Origin of the sequence: Streptomyces sp. NPDC021622 (assembly GCF_040640795.1) — a bacterium.
Taxonomy (GTDB): Bacteria; Actinomycetota; Actinomycetes; order Streptomycetales; family Streptomycetaceae; genus Streptomyces.
The window spans coordinates 152,786-170,119 of sequence record NZ_JBFACK010000016.1 but is presented as its reverse complement, the minus strand read 5'-3'; the positions used below and the strand labels follow the sequence as shown (position 1 = coordinate 170,119).

General features: G+C 70.9%; 16 protein-coding genes. 10 read left to right on the top strand and 6 right to left on the bottom strand.

Going from position 1 to position 17,334, the window contains the following annotated elements:
- The first annotated feature begins 3 nt into the window (after positions 1-3).
- Genes AB0G47_RS29385 through AB0G47_RS29355 form a run of 7 tightly spaced genes read left to right on the top strand, consistent with a single transcriptional unit; the run spans position 4 to position 7,649 of the window.
- Positions 4-1,029: an SDR family oxidoreductase gene (locus AB0G47_RS29385; protein ID WP_360776113.1), complete on the top strand. Its 1,026-nt coding sequence runs from the start codon at positions 4-6 to the stop codon at positions 1,027-1,029.
- On the top strand, positions 1,026-2,300 hold the full coding sequence (locus AB0G47_RS29380; protein WP_360776110.1) for a DUF4910 domain-containing protein: 1,275 nt from the start codon (positions 1,026-1,028) through the stop codon (positions 2,298-2,300). The genes AB0G47_RS29385 and AB0G47_RS29380 overlap by 4 nt, the downstream gene beginning before the upstream one ends.
- Before the next feature lie 5 nt (positions 2,301-2,305).
- Positions 2,306-3,604, top strand: a complete 1,299-nt coding sequence (locus AB0G47_RS29375) for a hypothetical protein (RefSeq protein ID WP_360776107.1) — start codon at positions 2,306-2,308, stop codon at positions 3,602-3,604.
- Positions 3,601-4,548, top strand: coding sequence for a glycosyltransferase family 2 protein (locus AB0G47_RS29370; RefSeq protein WP_360776104.1), 948 nt, complete (start codon positions 3,601-3,603; stop codon positions 4,546-4,548). Before AB0G47_RS29375 ends, AB0G47_RS29370 begins: the two co-directional genes overlap by 4 nt.
- Positions 4,545-5,756 carry a polysaccharide pyruvyl transferase family protein gene (locus AB0G47_RS29365; RefSeq protein ID WP_360776101.1) on the top strand — a complete coding sequence of 404 codons (1,212 nt, stop codon included), beginning with the start codon at positions 4,545-4,547 and terminating at the stop codon, positions 5,754-5,756. The genes AB0G47_RS29370 and AB0G47_RS29365 overlap by 4 nt, the downstream gene beginning before the upstream one ends.
- Positions 5,753-6,316 (top strand): dTDP-4-dehydrorhamnose 3,5-epimerase, encoded by a 564-nt coding sequence (gene rfbC / locus AB0G47_RS29360; RefSeq protein ID WP_360776098.1) that lies wholly within the window; start codon positions 5,753-5,755, stop codon positions 6,314-6,316. Before AB0G47_RS29365 ends, rfbC begins: the two co-directional genes overlap by 4 nt.
- Before the next feature lie 7 nt (positions 6,317-6,323).
- Entirely contained in the window at positions 6,324-7,649 is a 1,326-nt protein-coding gene (locus AB0G47_RS29355; RefSeq protein WP_360776095.1) for a glutamate-1-semialdehyde 2,1-aminomutase, read from the top strand.
- A 12-nt stretch (positions 7,650-7,661) separates the two neighbouring features.
- Here AB0G47_RS29355 and AB0G47_RS29350 read toward each other — a convergent pair whose 3' ends face one another.
- Entirely contained in the window at positions 7,662-8,336 is a 675-nt protein-coding gene (locus tag AB0G47_RS29350; RefSeq protein WP_360776092.1) for a phosphatase PAP2 family protein, read from the bottom strand.
- A gap of 204 nt (positions 8,337-8,540) precedes the next feature.
- On the opposite strand from AB0G47_RS29350, the gene AB0G47_RS29345 reads away from it, so the two are divergent.
- Together AB0G47_RS29345 and AB0G47_RS29340 are read left to right on the top strand one after the other, a co-directional pair.
- Entirely contained in the window at positions 8,541-9,470 is a 930-nt protein-coding gene (locus AB0G47_RS29345) for an endo-beta-N-acetylglucosaminidase H (protein ID WP_360776089.1), read from the top strand.
- Between the two features lie 175 nt (positions 9,471-9,645).
- The gene (locus AB0G47_RS29340; RefSeq protein WP_360776086.1) at positions 9,646-10,959 is read left to right on the top strand and encodes a cytochrome P450; all 1,314 of its coding nucleotides are present in this window, start codon (positions 9,646-9,648) and stop codon (positions 10,957-10,959) included.
- Here AB0G47_RS29340 and AB0G47_RS29335 read toward each other — a convergent pair.
- Positions 10,956-11,969 (bottom strand): LysR family transcriptional regulator, encoded by a 1,014-nt coding sequence (locus AB0G47_RS29335; RefSeq protein WP_360776084.1) that lies wholly within the window; start codon positions 11,967-11,969, stop codon positions 10,956-10,958. The genes AB0G47_RS29340 and AB0G47_RS29335 overlap by 4 nt on opposite strands.
- A gap of 187 nt (positions 11,970-12,156) precedes the next feature.
- Between AB0G47_RS29335 and AB0G47_RS29330 the strand changes: the two genes are divergently transcribed.
- Positions 12,157-13,284: a M6 family metalloprotease domain-containing protein gene (locus AB0G47_RS29330; protein ID WP_360776270.1), complete on the top strand. Its 1,128-nt coding sequence runs from the start codon at positions 12,157-12,159 to the stop codon at positions 13,282-13,284.
- A gap of 82 nt (positions 13,285-13,366) precedes the next feature.
- Here AB0G47_RS29330 and AB0G47_RS29325 read toward each other — a convergent pair whose 3' ends face one another.
- Genes AB0G47_RS29325 through AB0G47_RS29310 form a run of 4 tightly spaced genes read right to left on the bottom strand, consistent with a single transcriptional unit; the run spans position 13,367 to position 17,320 of the window.
- Positions 13,367-14,350, bottom strand: coding sequence for an oligopeptide/dipeptide ABC transporter ATP-binding protein (locus AB0G47_RS29325; RefSeq protein ID WP_360776081.1), 984 nt, complete (start codon positions 14,348-14,350; stop codon positions 13,367-13,369).
- Positions 14,347-15,375, bottom strand: a complete 1,029-nt coding sequence (locus AB0G47_RS29320) for an ABC transporter ATP-binding protein (RefSeq protein ID WP_360776078.1) — start codon at positions 15,373-15,375, stop codon at positions 14,347-14,349. Before AB0G47_RS29320 ends, AB0G47_RS29325 begins: the two co-directional genes overlap by 4 nt.
- Complete coding sequence (locus AB0G47_RS29315; RefSeq protein WP_360776075.1) at positions 15,375-16,361, bottom strand: ABC transporter permease; 987 nt, start codon at positions 16,359-16,361, stop codon at positions 15,375-15,377. Before AB0G47_RS29315 ends, AB0G47_RS29320 begins: the two co-directional genes overlap by 1 nt.
- Positions 16,358-17,320 (bottom strand): ABC transporter permease, encoded by a 963-nt coding sequence (locus tag AB0G47_RS29310; protein WP_360776072.1) that lies wholly within the window; start codon positions 17,318-17,320, stop codon positions 16,358-16,360. Before AB0G47_RS29310 ends, AB0G47_RS29315 begins: the two co-directional genes overlap by 4 nt.
- Positions 17,321-17,334 lie beyond the last annotated feature (14 nt).

Here is a 17,334-nt window from a genome sequence, read left to right as displayed (position 1 = left end):
ACCTTGCGCGTACTGCTCACCGGACACCAGGGATACCTGGGTACCGTCATGGCCCCGGTCCTCACGGCCGCCGGGCACGATGTCGTCGGCCTCGACGCCGGCCTGTTCGCCGACTGCATCCTCGGCCCGCCGCCCGTCGAACTGAAGGGGCACCGGGTGGACCTGCGCGACGTCACGGCCGACCACGTGGCCGGCGTGGACGCCGTGATCCACCTGGCCGCGCTCTCCAACGACCCGCTGGGATCCCTCGCCCCGGAACTCACGTACGACATCAACCACCACGCGTCCGTACGCCTCGCCCGCCTTGCCCGCGACGCAGGAGCGCGGCGCTTCCTGTACGCGTCGACGTGCTCCGTCTACGGCGCCGCGGGCGGTGACGACCTGGTCGCCGAGGACGCCCCGCTGCGCCCGGTGACTCCGTACGCGGAGTCCAAGGTGCGGGTGGAGGACGACCTGCACGCGCTGGCCGACGGCGACTTCAGCCCGGTGTTCATGCGCAACGCCACCGCCTTCGGCTACTCGCCCCGGCTGCGCGCCGACATCGTCCTGAACAACCTGGTGGGCCACGCACTCCTGTCCGGCGAGGTGTTGGTGCTGTCCGACGGCACCCCCTGGCGCCCGCTGGTGCACGCCGCCGACATCGCACGAGCCTTCGCGGCCGCGCTGACCGCGCCGCGCGAAGCGGTGCACGACCGGGCGTTCAACATCGGCAGCGAGACCAACAACGTCACGGTCGCCGAGATCGCCGAGCAGGTCGCCGATGCGGTGCCGGGATCGAAGGTGGTGATCACCGGGGAGACCGGTGCCGATCCGCGCTCGTACCGGGTGGACTTCTCCCGGTTCCGCGCCGCGATAGCCGGCTTCGACTGCGAGTGGACGGTGAAGCGGGGCGCGCTCGAACTCGCCGACGCCTACCGGAACTTCGGACTGACCCGGGAGGACTTCGAGCAACGCTTCACCCGTCTCGCCGTGCTGCGTGCGGCGTCCGAGGCGGGCACCGTCGACGACACCCTGCGGTGGCGCCGATGACCGAGCTCGGCGCTCAGATGCACGCGCTGGTGGAGCGGCTGTACCCGCTCTGCCGGAGCATCACGGGCGATGGTGTGCGCGCCACCCTCGACATCGTCGGTGAGTACGTCCCCCTCCAGACGCACGAGGTGCCGACCGGGACGCAGGTGCTCGACTGGACCGTGCCGCAGGAGTGGAACATCCGGGATGCGTACGTCGCCGACACCACGGGCCGTCGGGTCGTCGACTTCGCCAAGTCCAGCCTGCACGTACTGGGCTACAGCGTGCCGGTGTCGGCGACCATGCCCCTGTCCGAGCTCCGCGGACACCTGCACACCCTGCCGGAGCACCCCAACTGGGTTCCGTACCGCACGAGTTACTACAAGCCGGAATGGGGATTCTGCCTGGCCCAGGAGACCCTGGACGCGCTGCCGGAGGGGGAGTACGAGGTGCGGATCGACTCCACCCTCGCGGACGGCCACCTCACCTACGCCGAGCATGTGGTCCCCGGACAGGTCCCCGACGAGGTGATCGTCTCCTGCCACGTCTGCCACCCGTCACTGGCCAACGACAACCTGGCCGGCATCGCGGTGGCGACGTTCCTGGCACGGGCGCTGGCGGAGCAGACGCCGTACTACACCTACCGGTTCATCTACGCGCCCGGCACCATCGGGGCGATCACCTGGCTGGCCCGCAACGCGGAGCGGGTCGAGCGCGTCAAGCACGGCCTCGTGCTGGCCTGCGCCGGCGACCGGGGCCGACTGACGTACAAGCAGAGCAGACGCGGCGACGCGGAGATCGACCGGGTGATGCGGCACGTGCTTGCCGCCTCCGAACGCCCGCACCGCATCACCGAGTTCACTCCGTACGGCTACGACGAACGCCAGTACTGCTCGCCCGGGTTCAACCTCGGCGTGGGCTCGCTGACCCGGACCCCGTACGCCGGCTACCCCGAGTACCACACCTCGGCGGACAACCTGGACTTCGTCTCCCCGGAGGCGATGGCCGACACCCTCTCCGTCTGCCGCGAGGCGTTCACCGTCCTCGACCGCAACCGGCGCTACCTCAACCTCAGCCCTTACGGCGAACCGCAGTTGGGCCGCCGTGGGCTGTACGACGCGCTCGGCGGCCGCAGCGACACCAAGCAGGCCCAGCTGGCCATGCTCTGGGTGCTCAACCTCTCCGACGGCGAGCACAGTCTCCTCGACGTCGCCGAGCGGTCAGGGCTGCCGTTCGACACCGTCGCCGACGCGGCCGCAGCCCTGGGCGCCGCCGGGCTGATCAAGGCCTGACGCAGATGAGCAGCGAGGGGGAGAAGACGACGAGGCCGCCCGGATCCGCCAAGCGGGCCCTCGTCGGCCGGCTGTCCTGGGGCCTTGCCGACCAGGCGGCCTCCAGCATGAGCAACTTCGTGGTGGGCATCTACGTGGCCCGCTCGCTGGGGGTGACCGCGTTCGGCGTGTTCAGCCTCGCCTGGGTGACCTACGGCGTGGTGCTCAACGTCTCCCGCGGCCTGGCCACCGACCCGCTCATGGTGCGCTTCAGCGGCGTGCCGGACTGGTCCTGGCGCGCGGCGGTGACGCGGTCGTCGGGTACCGCGCTCGGCGTCGGTGCCGCCCTCGGCGCGACGTCTCTGGTGGTCGGCCTCGCTCTCGGTGGCCGCGTGGGGCCCGCGTTCGCCTGCCTCGGCGTCGTACTGCCGGGACTGCTGCTGCAGGACGCCTGGCGGTTCGCGTTCTTCGCCGCCGGCAACGGGCGGAAGGCGTTCGTCAACGACCTCGTGTGGGGCCTCGCGCTCGTACCGGCCCTGGTGGTGGCGGCCCGCGTGGGCAGCGTGGAGGCCTTCGTGCTCGCCTGGGGGGCCTCCGCCGCGGTGGCCGCGGTGTACGGCTGCTTCCAGTCCGGCATCCGGCCCCGGTTGACCGGTGCGCGCGAGTGGCTTCGCGAGCACCGGGACCTCGGCTACCGGTACCTGGTCGAGAACGTCAGCAACAGCGGCGCGAGCCAGCTGCGCGCGTACGGGCTCGGCGCGATCGTCGGGGTCGGCGCGGTGGGCGTGATCCGGGGAGCCGAGCTCCTGCTCGGCCCGTTCATGGCTGTGCTGATGGGTCTCTCCCTGGTCACCGTCGCGGAGGCGGCGCGGGTACTGAGGCGGGCCCCGCACCGCCTCGGCGCGTTCTGCCTCCTGCTCGGCGGCGGGCAGGCCGTCGCCGCGCTGCTCTGGGGCGGGGCGCTGCTCCTTGTGCCGGACGCGGGCGGCGAGTTCGTGCTCGGCGGTGTCTGGAACTCCGCATCGGAGCTCATCGTGCCGGTCACGCTCGGCGTCGCGGGCGCCGGACTCGGCACCGGCGCCGCGGCCGGCCTTCGCGCACTCGGCGCGGCCCGGCGCAGCCTGCGCAGCCAGCTGATCGCCTCCGCCTGCTACGTCACCGGCGGGCTCGGCGGCGCTGCCGTGGCGGGCACGGTCGGCTCGGCCTGGGGCGTCGCCGCCGCGACCGTCTGCGGCTCGGCCGTGTGGTGGCTGCAGCTGCGGACCGCCCTGCGCGAGCACGGGTGCCGCCAACAGAACCCCATCCCCGAAGTGAGGACCTCATGACCGCGCAACCCAGGCTGAGCATCGGCCTGCCCGTGTACAACGGCGAGGAGTACCTCGCCGAGTCGCTCGACGCCCTGCTCGGCCAGACCTACGAGGACTTCGAACTGGTCATCTCCGACAACGCCTCGACCGACGGAACCCAGGACATCTGCCGCAAGTACGCCGAGCGGGACTCGCGTATCCGCTACATCCGGCTGACCCGGAACATCGGCGCGGCGCCGAACCACAACTACGTCTTCACCGAGTGCCACGGCGAACTGTTCAAGTGGGCATCGCACGACGACCTGTACGCCCGTGACCTGCTGCGCCGCTGCGTCGAGGCCCTGGACGAGCGGCCCGACGTGATCCTCGCCCACGCCGACCAGGCGGTCATCGACGAGGACGGCCAGGTGAAGGTCCCGTACGAGTACACGCTCGCCACCGACTCGCCGCGCGCGCCCGAACGCTTCCGCAGCATGCTCTTCGAGCCCGGCGGCGACGACTTCTACGGGGTGATCCGGGCCGACGTGCTGCGCCGGGTGAAGCCGCACGACAGCTACCACCACGCGGACCGCACGTTCGTCGCCGAGATCGGCCTGCACGGACCGTTCCATCAAGTGCCGGAGCTCCTTTACTTCCGCCGCGACCACCCCACCCGCGCCGAGCGGGCGAACCCGTCGAAGCGATCCCGGTGCGTCAACCTCGACCCGCGCAGGGCGGGCCCGCTGCACCCGACGCCCCGGCTGCTCGCCGAGTACGTCGCGGGCTTCGTGGCGGCGATCCGGCGGGCACCGCTGTCCTCCGCCGACCGGCGCGCGTGCTACCGCCACCTGGCTGCCTGGATGACGAGCCGGGCCCGGCCGGGCGCCGGCGAGCGGGTCGAGGACCGCGCCCCGGTCAACCCGGCCAAGCTCACTGTCTCGGTCGACGCCCTCGTGGCAGGACGTGAGGGGCGGGGAGCATGAAGTCCCGTACACGGGTGGGGGTGTTCGGCCTCCTCGGCTCCGGCAACCTCGGCAACGACGGGTCACTCGAAGCCGTGCTCGGGTACCTCCGCGCCGAGCACCCGGACGCGGCCGTGGACGCGCTGTGCGGCGGACCCGAGGCCGTCACGTCCCGGTACGGGATCCCCGCGACACGGCTGCACTGGTACCGCGGGGAGTACCGGACCGCGTCACGTGCGGGCGCGATCGCGGGCAAGGGTCTGGGCAAGTTCGTCGACGCCGCCCGCACCGCCGCCTGGGTGCGCCGGCACGACGTGGTGATCGTGCCGGGCATGGGCGTCCTGGAGGCCACGCTGCCGCTGCGTCCGTGGGGCTTCCCGTACGCGCTGTTCCTGCTCTGCGCGAGTGGCAGGCTCCTTCGCACCCGGGTCGCGCTGGTCGGCGTCGGCGCCGCCCCGATCGGCGACCGGCCGACCCGGGCCCTGGTGCGCCGGTCGGCGCGCCTTGCTGCGTACCGCTCGTACCGGGACGCCCCATCGCGCGACGCGATGCGGGAGATGGGCGTGGACACCGCGCACGACGAGGTCTACCCGGACCTCGCCTTCGCCCTGCCGACGCCTCTGACGAGCGTGCCCGCAGGCCCGCCGGGCGGCACGGTCTGCGTAGGCGTCATGGACTTCCACGGCGGCAACGACGACCGCGCCAGGGCCGAGGAGATCCACCGGAGCTACCTCGACGGGACAACTCGCTTCGTCCGCACACTGGTTGAGGAGGGCAGGCCGGTCCGGCTGCTCACCGGCGACGCGTGCGACGCCCCGGTGGTCGCCGCGATCGTCGACGCGGTGGACTCGCCGCTGGTCGCGGCCGCCGAAGTGACCTCCCTTGCCGACCTGATGAAGGAGACCGCGGCCGCCGACACTGTGGTGGCGACCCGCTACCACAACCTGATCTGCGCTCTGAAGGCCGGCACTCCGACGCTCGCCCTCAGCTATGCGGCGAAGAGCGACGCGCTCATGGACCGGATGGGCCTGGGAGCGTACTGCCACCCGGCCCGCGAGGTCGACACCGACCGACTGCTCGAACAATTCCGGGCGCTGGAGCAGCGATCGGCGGAGGTACGGCGGACCCTGGCCGAACGCAACGCGGTCGCCGCCCGGCAACTCAAGGATCAGTTCGCCGAGTTGACCGCGACCCTGTTCCCATCCCACGCCCTACGGGAGGCCCCATGAAGGCGACCGAAGTACCAGAGATCGCCGGCGCGTACCTCTTCGAGCCGACCCCGTACGCCGACGAACGCGGCTTCTTCTGCCGCACCTTCGACGCCGACGTGGTCCGCTCGGTGGGCCTCGACCCGGACGCCTTCATCCAGGACAGCGTGTCCCGCTCCGTACGGGGCGTGCTGCGCGGCCTGCACCTGCGCTCCGGCGCCGGCGAGGCCAAGCTGGTGCGGTGCTCGCACGGGAGGATCTTCGACGTCGTCGTGGACCTGCGGCCGGACTCGCCGACATACCGGAACCGGGCCTACTTCGACCTGTCCGACGAGACGCAGAAGACCCTCTACATCCCGGCGGGCTGCGCGCACGGCTTCCAGGCGCTGACCGAAACCGCCGACACCTCGTACCGGATCGACCGCCCGCACGATCCGGCCGAGGACGTGACGATCGCCTACGACGACCCGGAGCTCGCCGTCGACTGGCCGCTGCCGGTCACGTCGATGTCCGAGCGGGACCGGCAGGCGCCGGGCCTCGCCGAGGCCCTGAAGCACCTTCTGCCGCAGAAAGAGAGCTGAAGTCACCGTGGACACTGAGGAGTTCCGCCTGCCCCGGTCGCGGGAGGCGAACGAGCGGCTGCACGCCATGATCCCCGGAGGCGCGCACACCTACGCCAAGGGAGACGACCAGTACCCGGAAGACCTGGCCCCGGTGATCAGCCACGGCCACGGTGCCCACGTATGGGACGTCGACGGCAACCGCTACATCGAGTACGGATCCGGCCTGCGGTCGGTCAGCCTGGGCCACGCCCACCCACGGGTGCTCGAGGCGGTGCGGCGGGAAATCGACCGCGGCAGCAACTTCGTCCGGCCGTCCATCGTGGAGGTCGAGGCCGCGGAACGCTTCCTGGCCACGGTGCCGACCGCCGAGATGGTGAAGTTCACGAAGAACGGCTCCGACGCCACCACCGCCGCGGTACGCCTGGCCCGAGCCGTCACCGGGCGCCCACGGGTGGCCATCTGCGCCGACCACCCCTTCTTCTCCACCGACGACTGGTTCATCGGTACGACGCCGATGTCGGCCGGCATTCCGGCGGCGACCACCGAACTCACGGTGTCCTTCCCGTACGGGGACTTGCCCGCCACGGAGGAGCTCCTGACCCGCTACCAGGACGAGGTCGCCTGCCTGATCCTCGAACCCGCCGGGCACACGGAACCGTCGCCCGGATATCTCGCCGGCCTCCGCGAACTGGCCGACCGGCACGGCTGCGTACTGATCTTCGACGAGATGATCACCGGCTTCCGCTGGTCCGAGGCGGGCGCGCAGGGTCTGTACGGCGTCGTCCCCGACCTCTCCACGTTCGGCAAGGCGCTGGGCAACGGGTTCGCCGTCTCCGCGCTTGCCGGACGCCGCGCCCTGATGGAGCGGGGCGGGCTGCGCCACTCGGGCGACCGGGTGTTCCTGCTCTCCACCACGCACGGCGCGGAGACGCACTCCCTGGCAGCCGCGATGGCCGTGCAGACCACCTACGTCGAGGAGGGCATCACCGCGCAACTGCACGCTCTCGGCGAGCGGTTGGCGGCCGGTGTCCGCGAGGCCGCGTCCGGCCACGGCGTCGGCGACCACATCGTCGTCCGGGGCCGGGCCAGCAACCTGGTCTTCGCCACCCTCGACGAGAACGGCCGGCCGTCGCAGCAGTACCGCACCCTGTTCCTGCGCCAACTCCTCGCGGGAGGGGTGCTGGCCCCGTCGTTCGTGGTGAGCAGCGCGCTCGACGACGCCGACATCGACCGCACCGTCGATGTGGTGGCCCAGGCGTGTGCGGTGTACCGGAAGGCAGTGGACGCGGCCGACCCCACGCCCTGGCTGGCGGGTCGACCGGTGAAGCCGGTATTCCGCCGTCTGGCCTGACGTGACGCGATGTCAGCGGCGCTGCTGTCGCCGATGGTCGCCGATCCGGTCGACCAGCCAAGAGGTCACCGGTACCACCGCGAGCGCGGTGCACCAGCCGCCGAGGACGTCGGTCGGGTAGTGCGCGCTCAGGGCGACCTGCGCCCAGCCCATGGCGGCGCCGGCCACCAGCGCCGCGGCGAGCACGAGCCATGTGCCGGCCGCCCTGCCGAGGCCGAACCGGCGGGTCGCGAGCAGCGCCACCATGAGGGCGAGCGCGGTGAGAAAGGCGGTGTGCCCGCTGGGGTAGGAGAGGTTGCCTTCGCCGTGGATGGTGCGTCCCACCAAGTGCTTGAGCAGCGTCGCCGCCCCCACGGCCAGCACGGCACCGGCAACGATGAACACCGCCGCCCGAGGGCGCCGCAGCAGCAGGCAGCCCGCCACGGCGGCAACGACCAGCGCCGCCGCTCCGGCGGGCTCTCCCAGGAAATCAACGGCCAGAGCGACGCGCCGCCACGGCGGCCGCACACTGTCCGCCGTCGGCTCCACGATCCACCTGTCGACCCTGCCGGGCTCGCTGTGGCCGGCGTAGAAGACCCCGAGGGCGACGACCACGAGGGCGGCGAGGGCGGCGATCGGCCAGAGCCACGCGCGCGGCGACGACGGCAGTCGGCCGACTTTCGGTTCCGCTCCGGCCAGGTGATCCAACGCGAGCCCCCCTGTCGTGTCCGACCCACCTCGTTCGACAACCCTAAGGGTGGCCGCCGGGCCGCGGCGCGAGATGCGTAGGAGTCGTAACGAGTTTGCGCATGATTCTTGGGATTCGGTCACAGGGAAGGAAAACTCGGAGGGCTCACTCGGCGCTTTCGAACAGGTCGGGCGCCGACCCATGCGATGGGAGACCGATCAACGATGTTCACTCTGGTACGGAGCAGAGTGCGGACGGCAGCGCTCGCGCTCTCGGCCGTCGCCGCCCTCACCTTCGCCACGACCGCCACGACCGGCGCGGCAGCGGCCCCTGCTCCCGCTCCCGCCCCCACAAAACAGGGGCCGACCTCGGTGGCGTACGTCGAGGTGAACAACAACAGCATGCTGAACGTCGGCAAGTACACCCTCGCCAACGGCGGCGACAACGTCTTCGACGTCGCCGTGATCTTCGCGGCGAACATCAACTACGACGCCGGCAAGAAGAAGGCATATCTGCACTTCAACGAGAACGTGCAGCGCGTCCTCGACAACGCGGACACGGAGATAAGGCCGTTGCAGCAGAAGGGCATCAAGGTCGTCCTCTCGGTGCTCGGCAACCACCAGGGCGCGGGTTTCGCCAACTTCCCCTCCCAGCAGGCGGCTTCGGCGTTCGCGAAGCAGATGTCGGACACCGTGACCAAGTACGGCCTCGACGGCATCGACTTCGACGACGAGTACGCCGAGTACGGCAACAACGGCACCGGCCAGCCCAACGACAGCTCCTTCGTGCACCTGGTGACGGCGCTGCGCGCGAACATGCCGGACAAGATCATCAGTCTCTACAACATCGGCCCGGCCGCGTCGCGCCTCTCCTACGGCGGTGTCGACGTCTCGTCGAAGTTCGACTACGCCTGGAACCCGTACTACGGCACCTGGCAGGTCCCCGAGATCGCACTGCCCAAGTCGAAGCTGTCGCCGGCGGCCGTCGAGATCGGCGGGACCTCGCAGGGCACGGCCGCCGACCTCGCCCGCCGCACCGTCAGCGAGGGGTACGGCGTCTATCTGACGTACAACCTCGACGGCTCCGACCGCAGCGCCGATGTCTCGGCGTTCACCAGGGAGTTGTATGGCAGTGACGCCGTCTACGCGCCGTAAGTCGATCGCACGCCCCAGTGCGCGGCGGCACTCCCTCGGAACTCGCCGCATCCCGTAGGACCGCGATCCATGCAGGCCGCGCCTTCGACAACGATGTCGGAGGCGCGGTGTGTGGGGGGCAGTTGAGGCCCCTCGGGCAGACCCGAGGGGAGGACTTGCGACAGGAGGCACCGTTTTGCGTATCCCCGGACCCGAGTACCAGCAGGACGGCGGGCTGAGCGCCATTGCGGCTGCGGGCGGGCTGCACCAATACCAGTTACGCCTGCACGAAGCGCACGGACCCGTCGTGCGCTTCCAACTGCCGGGCGCGGACACGGCCGTGTCGGTCGCCGATCCGGTGCTTCTGGAGGCCACGGCGCACATCGACAAGCGGCCAGAGAAGCTGTTCGCGTTCCTGGACCCGCTGTGCGAGGCGGGCAACCTGCAAGTGCTGCCCGCCGACGAGCACGGACCCTGGCGCCGACTACTGCTCTCGGTGCTCGCCGGACGACCGGCTCACGAGCGGCACTTCGCCCGCTTCACCGAGCTGGCGCGGGAGCTCGCGGACCGCTGGGCGGGACAGGCCGAGGACGAACCCGTCGAGCTGCAGCAGGAGTTGACCGGGCTGTCGCTCCGTATGATCTGCGGGTTCGCGCTCGGTGGCGCGGAAACCGATACGGACCGTGTCGTCGCCGCGTTCGAGGAGGTGCTCACCGAGCACCTCGGGCGGCTCTACCAGGTGCCGCCGGCCGACCCGCGCTCGGCGGAGCGGGCCGAGGAGGCCCTCGTATATCTGCGCGCGACGGTCGACCGCGTGGTGGCGGCGCATCGTCCGGGCGGCCGCACCGATCGGAGCGACCTGATCGGGGCGCTCGTCGAGGCCGGTCAGAGCCCGGCGCGGATCCGGGACACCGTGATGGTGACGCTGCTCGCCGCCCACCACACCACCGGCGTCGCCGTCTCGTGGACGCTGCACCTGCTGGGCCGCCATCCCGAGGTGGCCGATCGCGTCGCCGCCGAACTGGACCGGGTGCTGGGCGAGCGCGCCACGCCCGACTACGGTGATCTGCGGCGGCTCACGTATCTGGACAGGGTGCTCAAGGAGTCGATGCGCCTGTTCCCGCCCGGACCGTACGGCGCACGCGAGACGACCGAGGACCTGGTTCTGGGCCCGTACGAGATCCCGGCCGGGACGAAGGTGTTCTATCCGTTCTGGGCGGTGCATCTGAACCCTGAGCACTGGCCCGAGCCGGAGCGGTTCGACCCCGAGCGCTTCACGCCGCAGGAGGTGGCCAAGCGGCCGCGGCTCGCGTACATCCCCTTCGGGATCGGGCCACGCAGCTGCGAGGGCGCCGCTCTGGCCACGGTCGAGGCCCAGCTGGTCCTGGCCGTCCTCCTCAAGCGCCTGCGCTTTTGGCCCGCGCCGGGGCACGAAGTGACGCCGGTGGAACGGTTCGTGCTGTGGGCACGGGACGGGATCCGGATGACGGTACGGCCACGGGACCTCTAGGGCGCTGCTGACGACGCTTGGTCGCAGACCAGGCCTCTCTCAAGGGCCGGACGCGGCCGGGCGGCCTCCGGATTCAGGTCGCGCCAGCGGGCGTACGCGGGGCTGTCCGGGCAGGCCGCCAGATAGCCGTCGACGACTCGGCGCAGGATCTCGGTGCCGCGGGGTGCCAGCGGGCCGTCGTGGCGCCAGGCCAGAATGTGCCGGTACCACAAGGGATTTCCTGCCAGGGGGCGGACCACGACGCCCGGTACCTCGATGAACGTGGCCTGGCAGAGGCTGACGGCCAGGCCCGCCCGTACGATCTCGATCAGTTGCCGTCCCTCCGCCTCGTAGGGCGCGGACGGGGCGCGGCCGGTCACGGCGCAGAGGGAAGCCCAGTACTCGCGGGTCCGGTCGCCGTCGGGCCGCGGGACCGCCCAGTCCTCCGTCAGGAGGTCGGCCAGGGAGACCTCGTCCTGCGCGGCGAGCGGGTGGGCCGCCGGCAGGAGGGCGAAGACCGGCTCGGTGACGATCGTGTGGAGTGCCACGCCCTCGCGTCGTGGCAGCTCCTGGTCGGGGTGGTCGCCGAGCACCGCTGCCTCGAGGCGGCCCGCGGCGAGGTCGTCGAGCAGGGCGACGGGGGAGTACTGGCAGCGGGAGGTCAGGTCGGCTTCGGGCAGCGAAACGCCGACGGCCAGGAGGAGGTGGCCGAGCAGCGGGGCGCCGACCGAACCCACCCGGATCCGGTCCGACCCCGATCTGCGGCGGGCGGCGCGGGCCGTGTCGGCGAGCAGACCGTCGACGCCCGGCAGGATGGCGTGGGCGCGCGCGATGACCAGCTCGCCGAAGGGCGTGGGGGCGGCGCCGGACTGCCGCCTGTCGAACAGGGCTCCGCCCAACATGGCCTCGATGCGGCGCAGTTGGGCGCTGAGTCCCGGCTGCGTCATGCGGAGCGAGGCGGCGGCGCGGGTGAGGCTCCCCGCCTCGGCGATCGCGCACACCACCCGCAGGTGCCGTATCTCCAGATCCATGGCGCGGATGTTATGGACCGACGACAGCTTTCGGACAGAGGCGTGCGTGCGCAGTCTTATGTGAAATGTCACACGCCATCAATCGGGAGGCTTCATGAGAAGCAGTGATCACGTGAGAAGCCGCTACGCCTCACCGGCCGTCCGGACGGTGCTTCTGCCGTTGCTGTTCGCGGTGCTGGCCCCGCTCCTGCTCGCCGTACCCCCTTCGGCCGTCGCCGCGACGGCCGCCGAAAAGCCGTCCGCCTGTGCACTGCGCGGGACCACCGGCTGGACGGACGAAGGGCACGACACGGACTACTCCGTGTTCAAGCGCCCGGTGGGCACCATCAAGGTCGCCATGATCTTCGTGGACTTCGCGGACGCCCCCGCGACCGAGTCCCCGGCCGACGACGCGGCGCAACTCACGCCCGGCGCGGACTGGTTGCGCAGCGCCTCGTACGGCAAGGCACGGCTCGACATCACCCAGCATCAGCGCTGGGTGAGGATGCCCCACAAGTCCACCGACTACGGATACGAGCGTGGCCTCTCGCACGAGGAGCACGAGGCGTACGTCAAGGACGCGGTCACGGCGGCCGATCCGGATGTGGACTTCTCGCCGTACGACATGGTCTACGTCGTGGCGACGAAGAACGCGTCGGCGATCTCCTTCACCCCCACCTATGTGTACGAGCCGGGGACGGCGGGCGTCGTCGCCGACGGCAACCGGATCAAGTGGGCGGTCACCTTCGGCCAGGACATGTGGCACTGGGGGAAGAAGCTGGTGGCGCACGAGACCGGCCACACCTTCGGGCTGCCCGACCTGTACGCCTTCGACACGGGCAGCGACGGCCATCGCTTCGTGGGCGGATGGGACGTGATGGGTCTGATCGGCGGGGCCGGGCCGCAGTACTTCGCCTGGGAGTCCTGGAAGTTGGGATGGACGGACGACAGTCAGGTCGTGTGCCGGGCCTCGAAGGGCAGCGACACCGTGCGCCTCACCGCGGTCGAGTACGGGTCCGGCACCAAGATGGCGGTCGTCCGCACCGGCCCCACCACCGCGTATGTCGTCGAATCCCGACGGGCCGTCCGGGCGGACGGTGACGTCTGTTCGACCGGTGCGCTGGTCTACAAGGTCGACTCGTCCGTGGTGACCGGTGAGGGGCCGATCCGGGTCATGGACGCCAAGCCGAGTGCCGCGCCCGCGTCGGGCTGCCGGCCGTTGGACGACGCCCCGTACTGGGCCGGTGAATCATTCACCGATTCCGCCGCGGGCGTCCGGATCGAGGTGCTGAGCGCCGACGGGTACGGCGAGACCGTGCGGATCACCAAGTCGTAGCGCCGCGGCCATGGTTGTGCCCCGGCTCCCGGCATCTGCTGCCGAGGAGCCGGGGCACAGCCGTGTTCAGCCGCTGCCGTGTTCAGGCAGCTTCGGGGAAGTGGCACGCCACCTGCCGCGCCGTGCCCGGTGCCGTGATCCGCAGTGTCGGCGCCTCGGTACGGCAGATTTCCTGCGCCTTGGAGCAGCGTGGGTGGAAGGTGCAGCCGGGCGGGGGAGCGGCCGGGCTCGGGGGATCACCGAGCAGGGTGATCCGCTCGCGGGCCCGCTCGGCCGCCGGGTCCGGCAGCGGGACGGCGGACAGCAGGGCCCGGGTGTACGGGTGGGCGGGAGCCGCGTACACCCGTTCCTTCTCGCCGATCTCGACGATGCGGCCCAGGTACATCACGGCGACCCGGTCGCAGACCCGCTTGACCACGGACAGGTCGTGGGCGATGAAGAGATAGGCGAGGCCGAGTTCGCGCTGCAGCCGTTCCATCAGGTTGACGATCTGGGCCTGTACGGAGACGTCGAGGGCGGAGACCGGCTCGTCGGCGATGACGAGCCGGGGCCCGGTGGCCAGGGCGCGGGCGATGCCGATGCGCTGGGCCTGGCCACCGGAGAACTCGTGCGGATAGCGGTCGATGTGCTCGGGGATGAGCCCCACCAACTCCATCAACTCCACTGCACGCCTGCGGGCGTCCGCCGCCGAACTGCCCTGAACGAGCAGCGGATCGGAGATGATCCGGGCCACCGTCTGGCGGGGGTTGAGTGAGGAGTGCGGGTCCTGGAAGACCATCTGGAGGTCTGTGCGGAGCGGCTTCAGTTCGCGCTGTGACAGGTGGCTGATGTCGCGCCCGTCGTACGTGAGGGAGCCTGCGGTGGGTTCCAGGAGCCGGACGATCATGCGGCCGGTGGTGGACTTGCCACAGCCGGACTCTCCGACGAGGCCCAGCGTCTCGCCTGCCGCCACATCGAAGGTGATGCCGTCGACGGCCCGGACCGGGGCGGAGCGCCGCCGCCCGGGGAATGTCATCGTCAAGTCCCTTACGGACAAAAGAGGTTCGGTGGATGACAGGAGACTCATGAGGCGACGCCTTCGTACGCGGGGAAGTGACACGCGGCCGGATGCCGGGCCGGTCCTTCGAGGAGGGGGAGTTGCGTCTCGCAGCGGGAGCGCGCCCCGGCGGGGACGCCGACGAGCTGGGGGCAGCGGGGCGCGAACGCGCATCCGATGGCCGGGGTGAGCAGGGACGGCGGGCTGCCGGGAATCGTCCGCAGCGGCGCTTCGTCGCTGTCGTCGAGGCGGGGCAGGGAGTCGAGCAGTCCGCGGGTGTAGGGGTGGGCCGGTGTCGCGAACAGGGTGTCCGCGTCGGCCTGTTCGACGGCCCGGCCGCCGTACATCACCAGGACCTCGTGGGCGACCCGGGCCACCACCCCCAGATCGTGCGTGATCAGGACGACCGCGAGCCCCCGTTCCTGCTGCAGCCGGGCGATCAGCTCCAGGATCTGGGCCTGGACCGTGACGTCGAGGGCTGTGGTCGGCTCGTCGGCTATGAGCAGCTCCGGCTCGCAGACAAGCGCCATGGCGATCATCACGCGCTGCCGCATGCCGCCGGAGAACCGGTGCGGGTACTCGCCCGCGCGGCGGCGCGGCTCGGGGATGCCGACCTCGGCCAGGGCGTCAACGGCCCGCTCCCGTGCGGTCTTTCGCCGACTGCCGAAGTGCACCCGGTGGTGTTCGGCGATCTGCTCGCCCACCGTGTAGAAGGGGTGCAGGCTGGAGAGCGGGTCCTGGAAGACCATGGCCATCCGCCGGCCGCGCAGCCGGTTCAGTTCGCGCTCGGACCGGCCGACCAGCTCCTGGCCGTCGAGTGCGACCGAGCCGGTGACTTCGGCGCCGGTGTGCAGGCCCATCACCGCCATGGACGTGACGGACTTGCCCGATCCCGACTCGCCGACGATGCCGAGGGTCTCGCCTCGCCGCACCTCGAAACCGAGGCTGTCCACGGCCCGTACCACACCGCGCGGGGTGCGGAAGGTGACCGTCAAGTCCCGTACGGAGAGCACGGGTTGGTCCGGCGCGGAGGGCACGTCTTGGGAAGCGCTCATCAGTACCTCACTCGCGGATCGACGACGGCGTACAGCAGATCGACCGCCAGGTTGGCGACGACGATGAAGGTGGCGGCGAGCAGCGTGACGCCGAGGATGACCGGCTGGTCGCCACTGGACAGTGCGCCGTAGAAGAGCCGCCCGATGCCGGGCAGGCCGAAGATGGACTCGGTGATCACCGCGCCCGCGAGCAGCCCGCCCAGGTCCATCCCGAAGAGGGTGAGGATGGGCGTCATCCCGGCCCTCAGTCCGTGCTTGACCACGACCTTGCGGCGCGGAAGGCCTTTGGCGCGGGCGGTGCGGATATATGGCTCCGCCATCGTCTCGATCATCGAACTTCGGCTCTGGCGCGCGTACATGGCCGCATACAGGATGGCCAGGGCCAGCCAGGGCAGGAGCAGGTTCGAGGCCCAGCCGAGCGGATCGGAGGTCAGCTCCACGTACTTCGGGTAGGGCAGGAGCCCGGCCGTGCGGATCAGCCCGTAGATGAGCATCATCGAGGTGAAGTAGACGGGCAGGGACGCGGCGGCGACCGCGCCGACCATCAGGGCGCGGTCGGTGAGGGTGTCCTTGTGCAGGGCGGCGGTGACGCCCGCGGTCAGGCCGATGCACAGCCACAGCACCGCGGCGCCGAGCGCGAGTGATGCGGAGACCGGAAGGCGGTCCATCAGCAGGTCCCACACGCCTTCGCTGTTCTCGTACGAGTAGCCCAGGCACGGGAAGTCGCAGTGCAGCGCGTACTGTCCTGTGCCCATGGTGCGGCCCGTGAAGATGCCGGTGACGAAGTCCGCGAACTGCCGCCACAGGGGCTGGTCAAGGCCCATGTGCTCGCGGATCGCCGCCAGGCGTTCGGTGCTGCACGACTTGCCGCAGGCAGCGGCCGCCGGGTCGGACGGCAGGACGTAGAAGATGGTGAAGGTGACGGCGGCGACGGCGATCAGGACACCGATCACCGCGAGCAGCCGGCGCCCGATGTAGACGATCATGTGCGGCTTCCCCTCGGGTCGAGCACGTCCCGCAGTGCGTCGCCGAGCAGCGTGAAGGCGAGCACGGTGAGGAAGAGACAGATGCTGGGGATGACGAAGTACATGGGGTCGGTGTCGTAGAAGGCGACGCTCTCGGCGATCATCTGGCCCCAGGAAGGGGTGGGCGGGCGGACGCCGACGCCCAGATAGCTCAGGGCCGCCTCGGTGGCGATCATCCCGGGGATGATCAGGGTGGTGTAGGCGATGACGGGTCCCGCGACGCCCGGGAGGATGTCGCGGGTGAGGATGCGCCAGGATCCTGAACCGCCGACGCGGGCGGCGTCGACGTACTCGCGGTGCTTGAGCGAGAGCGTCTGACCGCGCACCACACGGGCGATGCCGGGCCAGCCGAAGACCCCGATGACGGTGATCATCAGCACGACCCGGTTCACGTCCCGGGCCACGGACATCATCGCGATCATGAAGATGAGGGAGGGGAAGGACATCGTCAGGTCCATCAGCCGGGAGAGCACCGTGTCGGTGCGCCCGCCGAAGTAGCCGGCCGCGATCCCGGCCGCCGTGCCGGCGATCACGACGATGGCGGTGGCTGTGACGGCGATGAGCAGGGAGACTTGGCCGCCGTGCACGATCCGGGCGAACAGGTCGCGCCCGGTGACGGGTTCGACGCCGAGCCAGTGCTCGGCGGAGATGCCGCCGAGCGGGCCGATCGGCTGCCCGCCGAGATAGGGGTCGACGGCGTCCTTGTCGAACTCCTCGGGGGACCAGCCGCCCAGCGCGCTGAGCAGTGGCGCGGCCACCGCCATGAGCGCGAAGAGCGCGATCACGACGAGGGAGATGCGCACGGAGACACGGCGGCCGAGCTCCCGGCGGGCGAGCCGCCAGGGGCCGCTGCCCGCCGCAGCGGCCTCGGCGGCCGGTACGGATGCGGCGGTTGCGGCGGATGTGGAGGTAGTGGTCATGGTGGCGGCGCTCC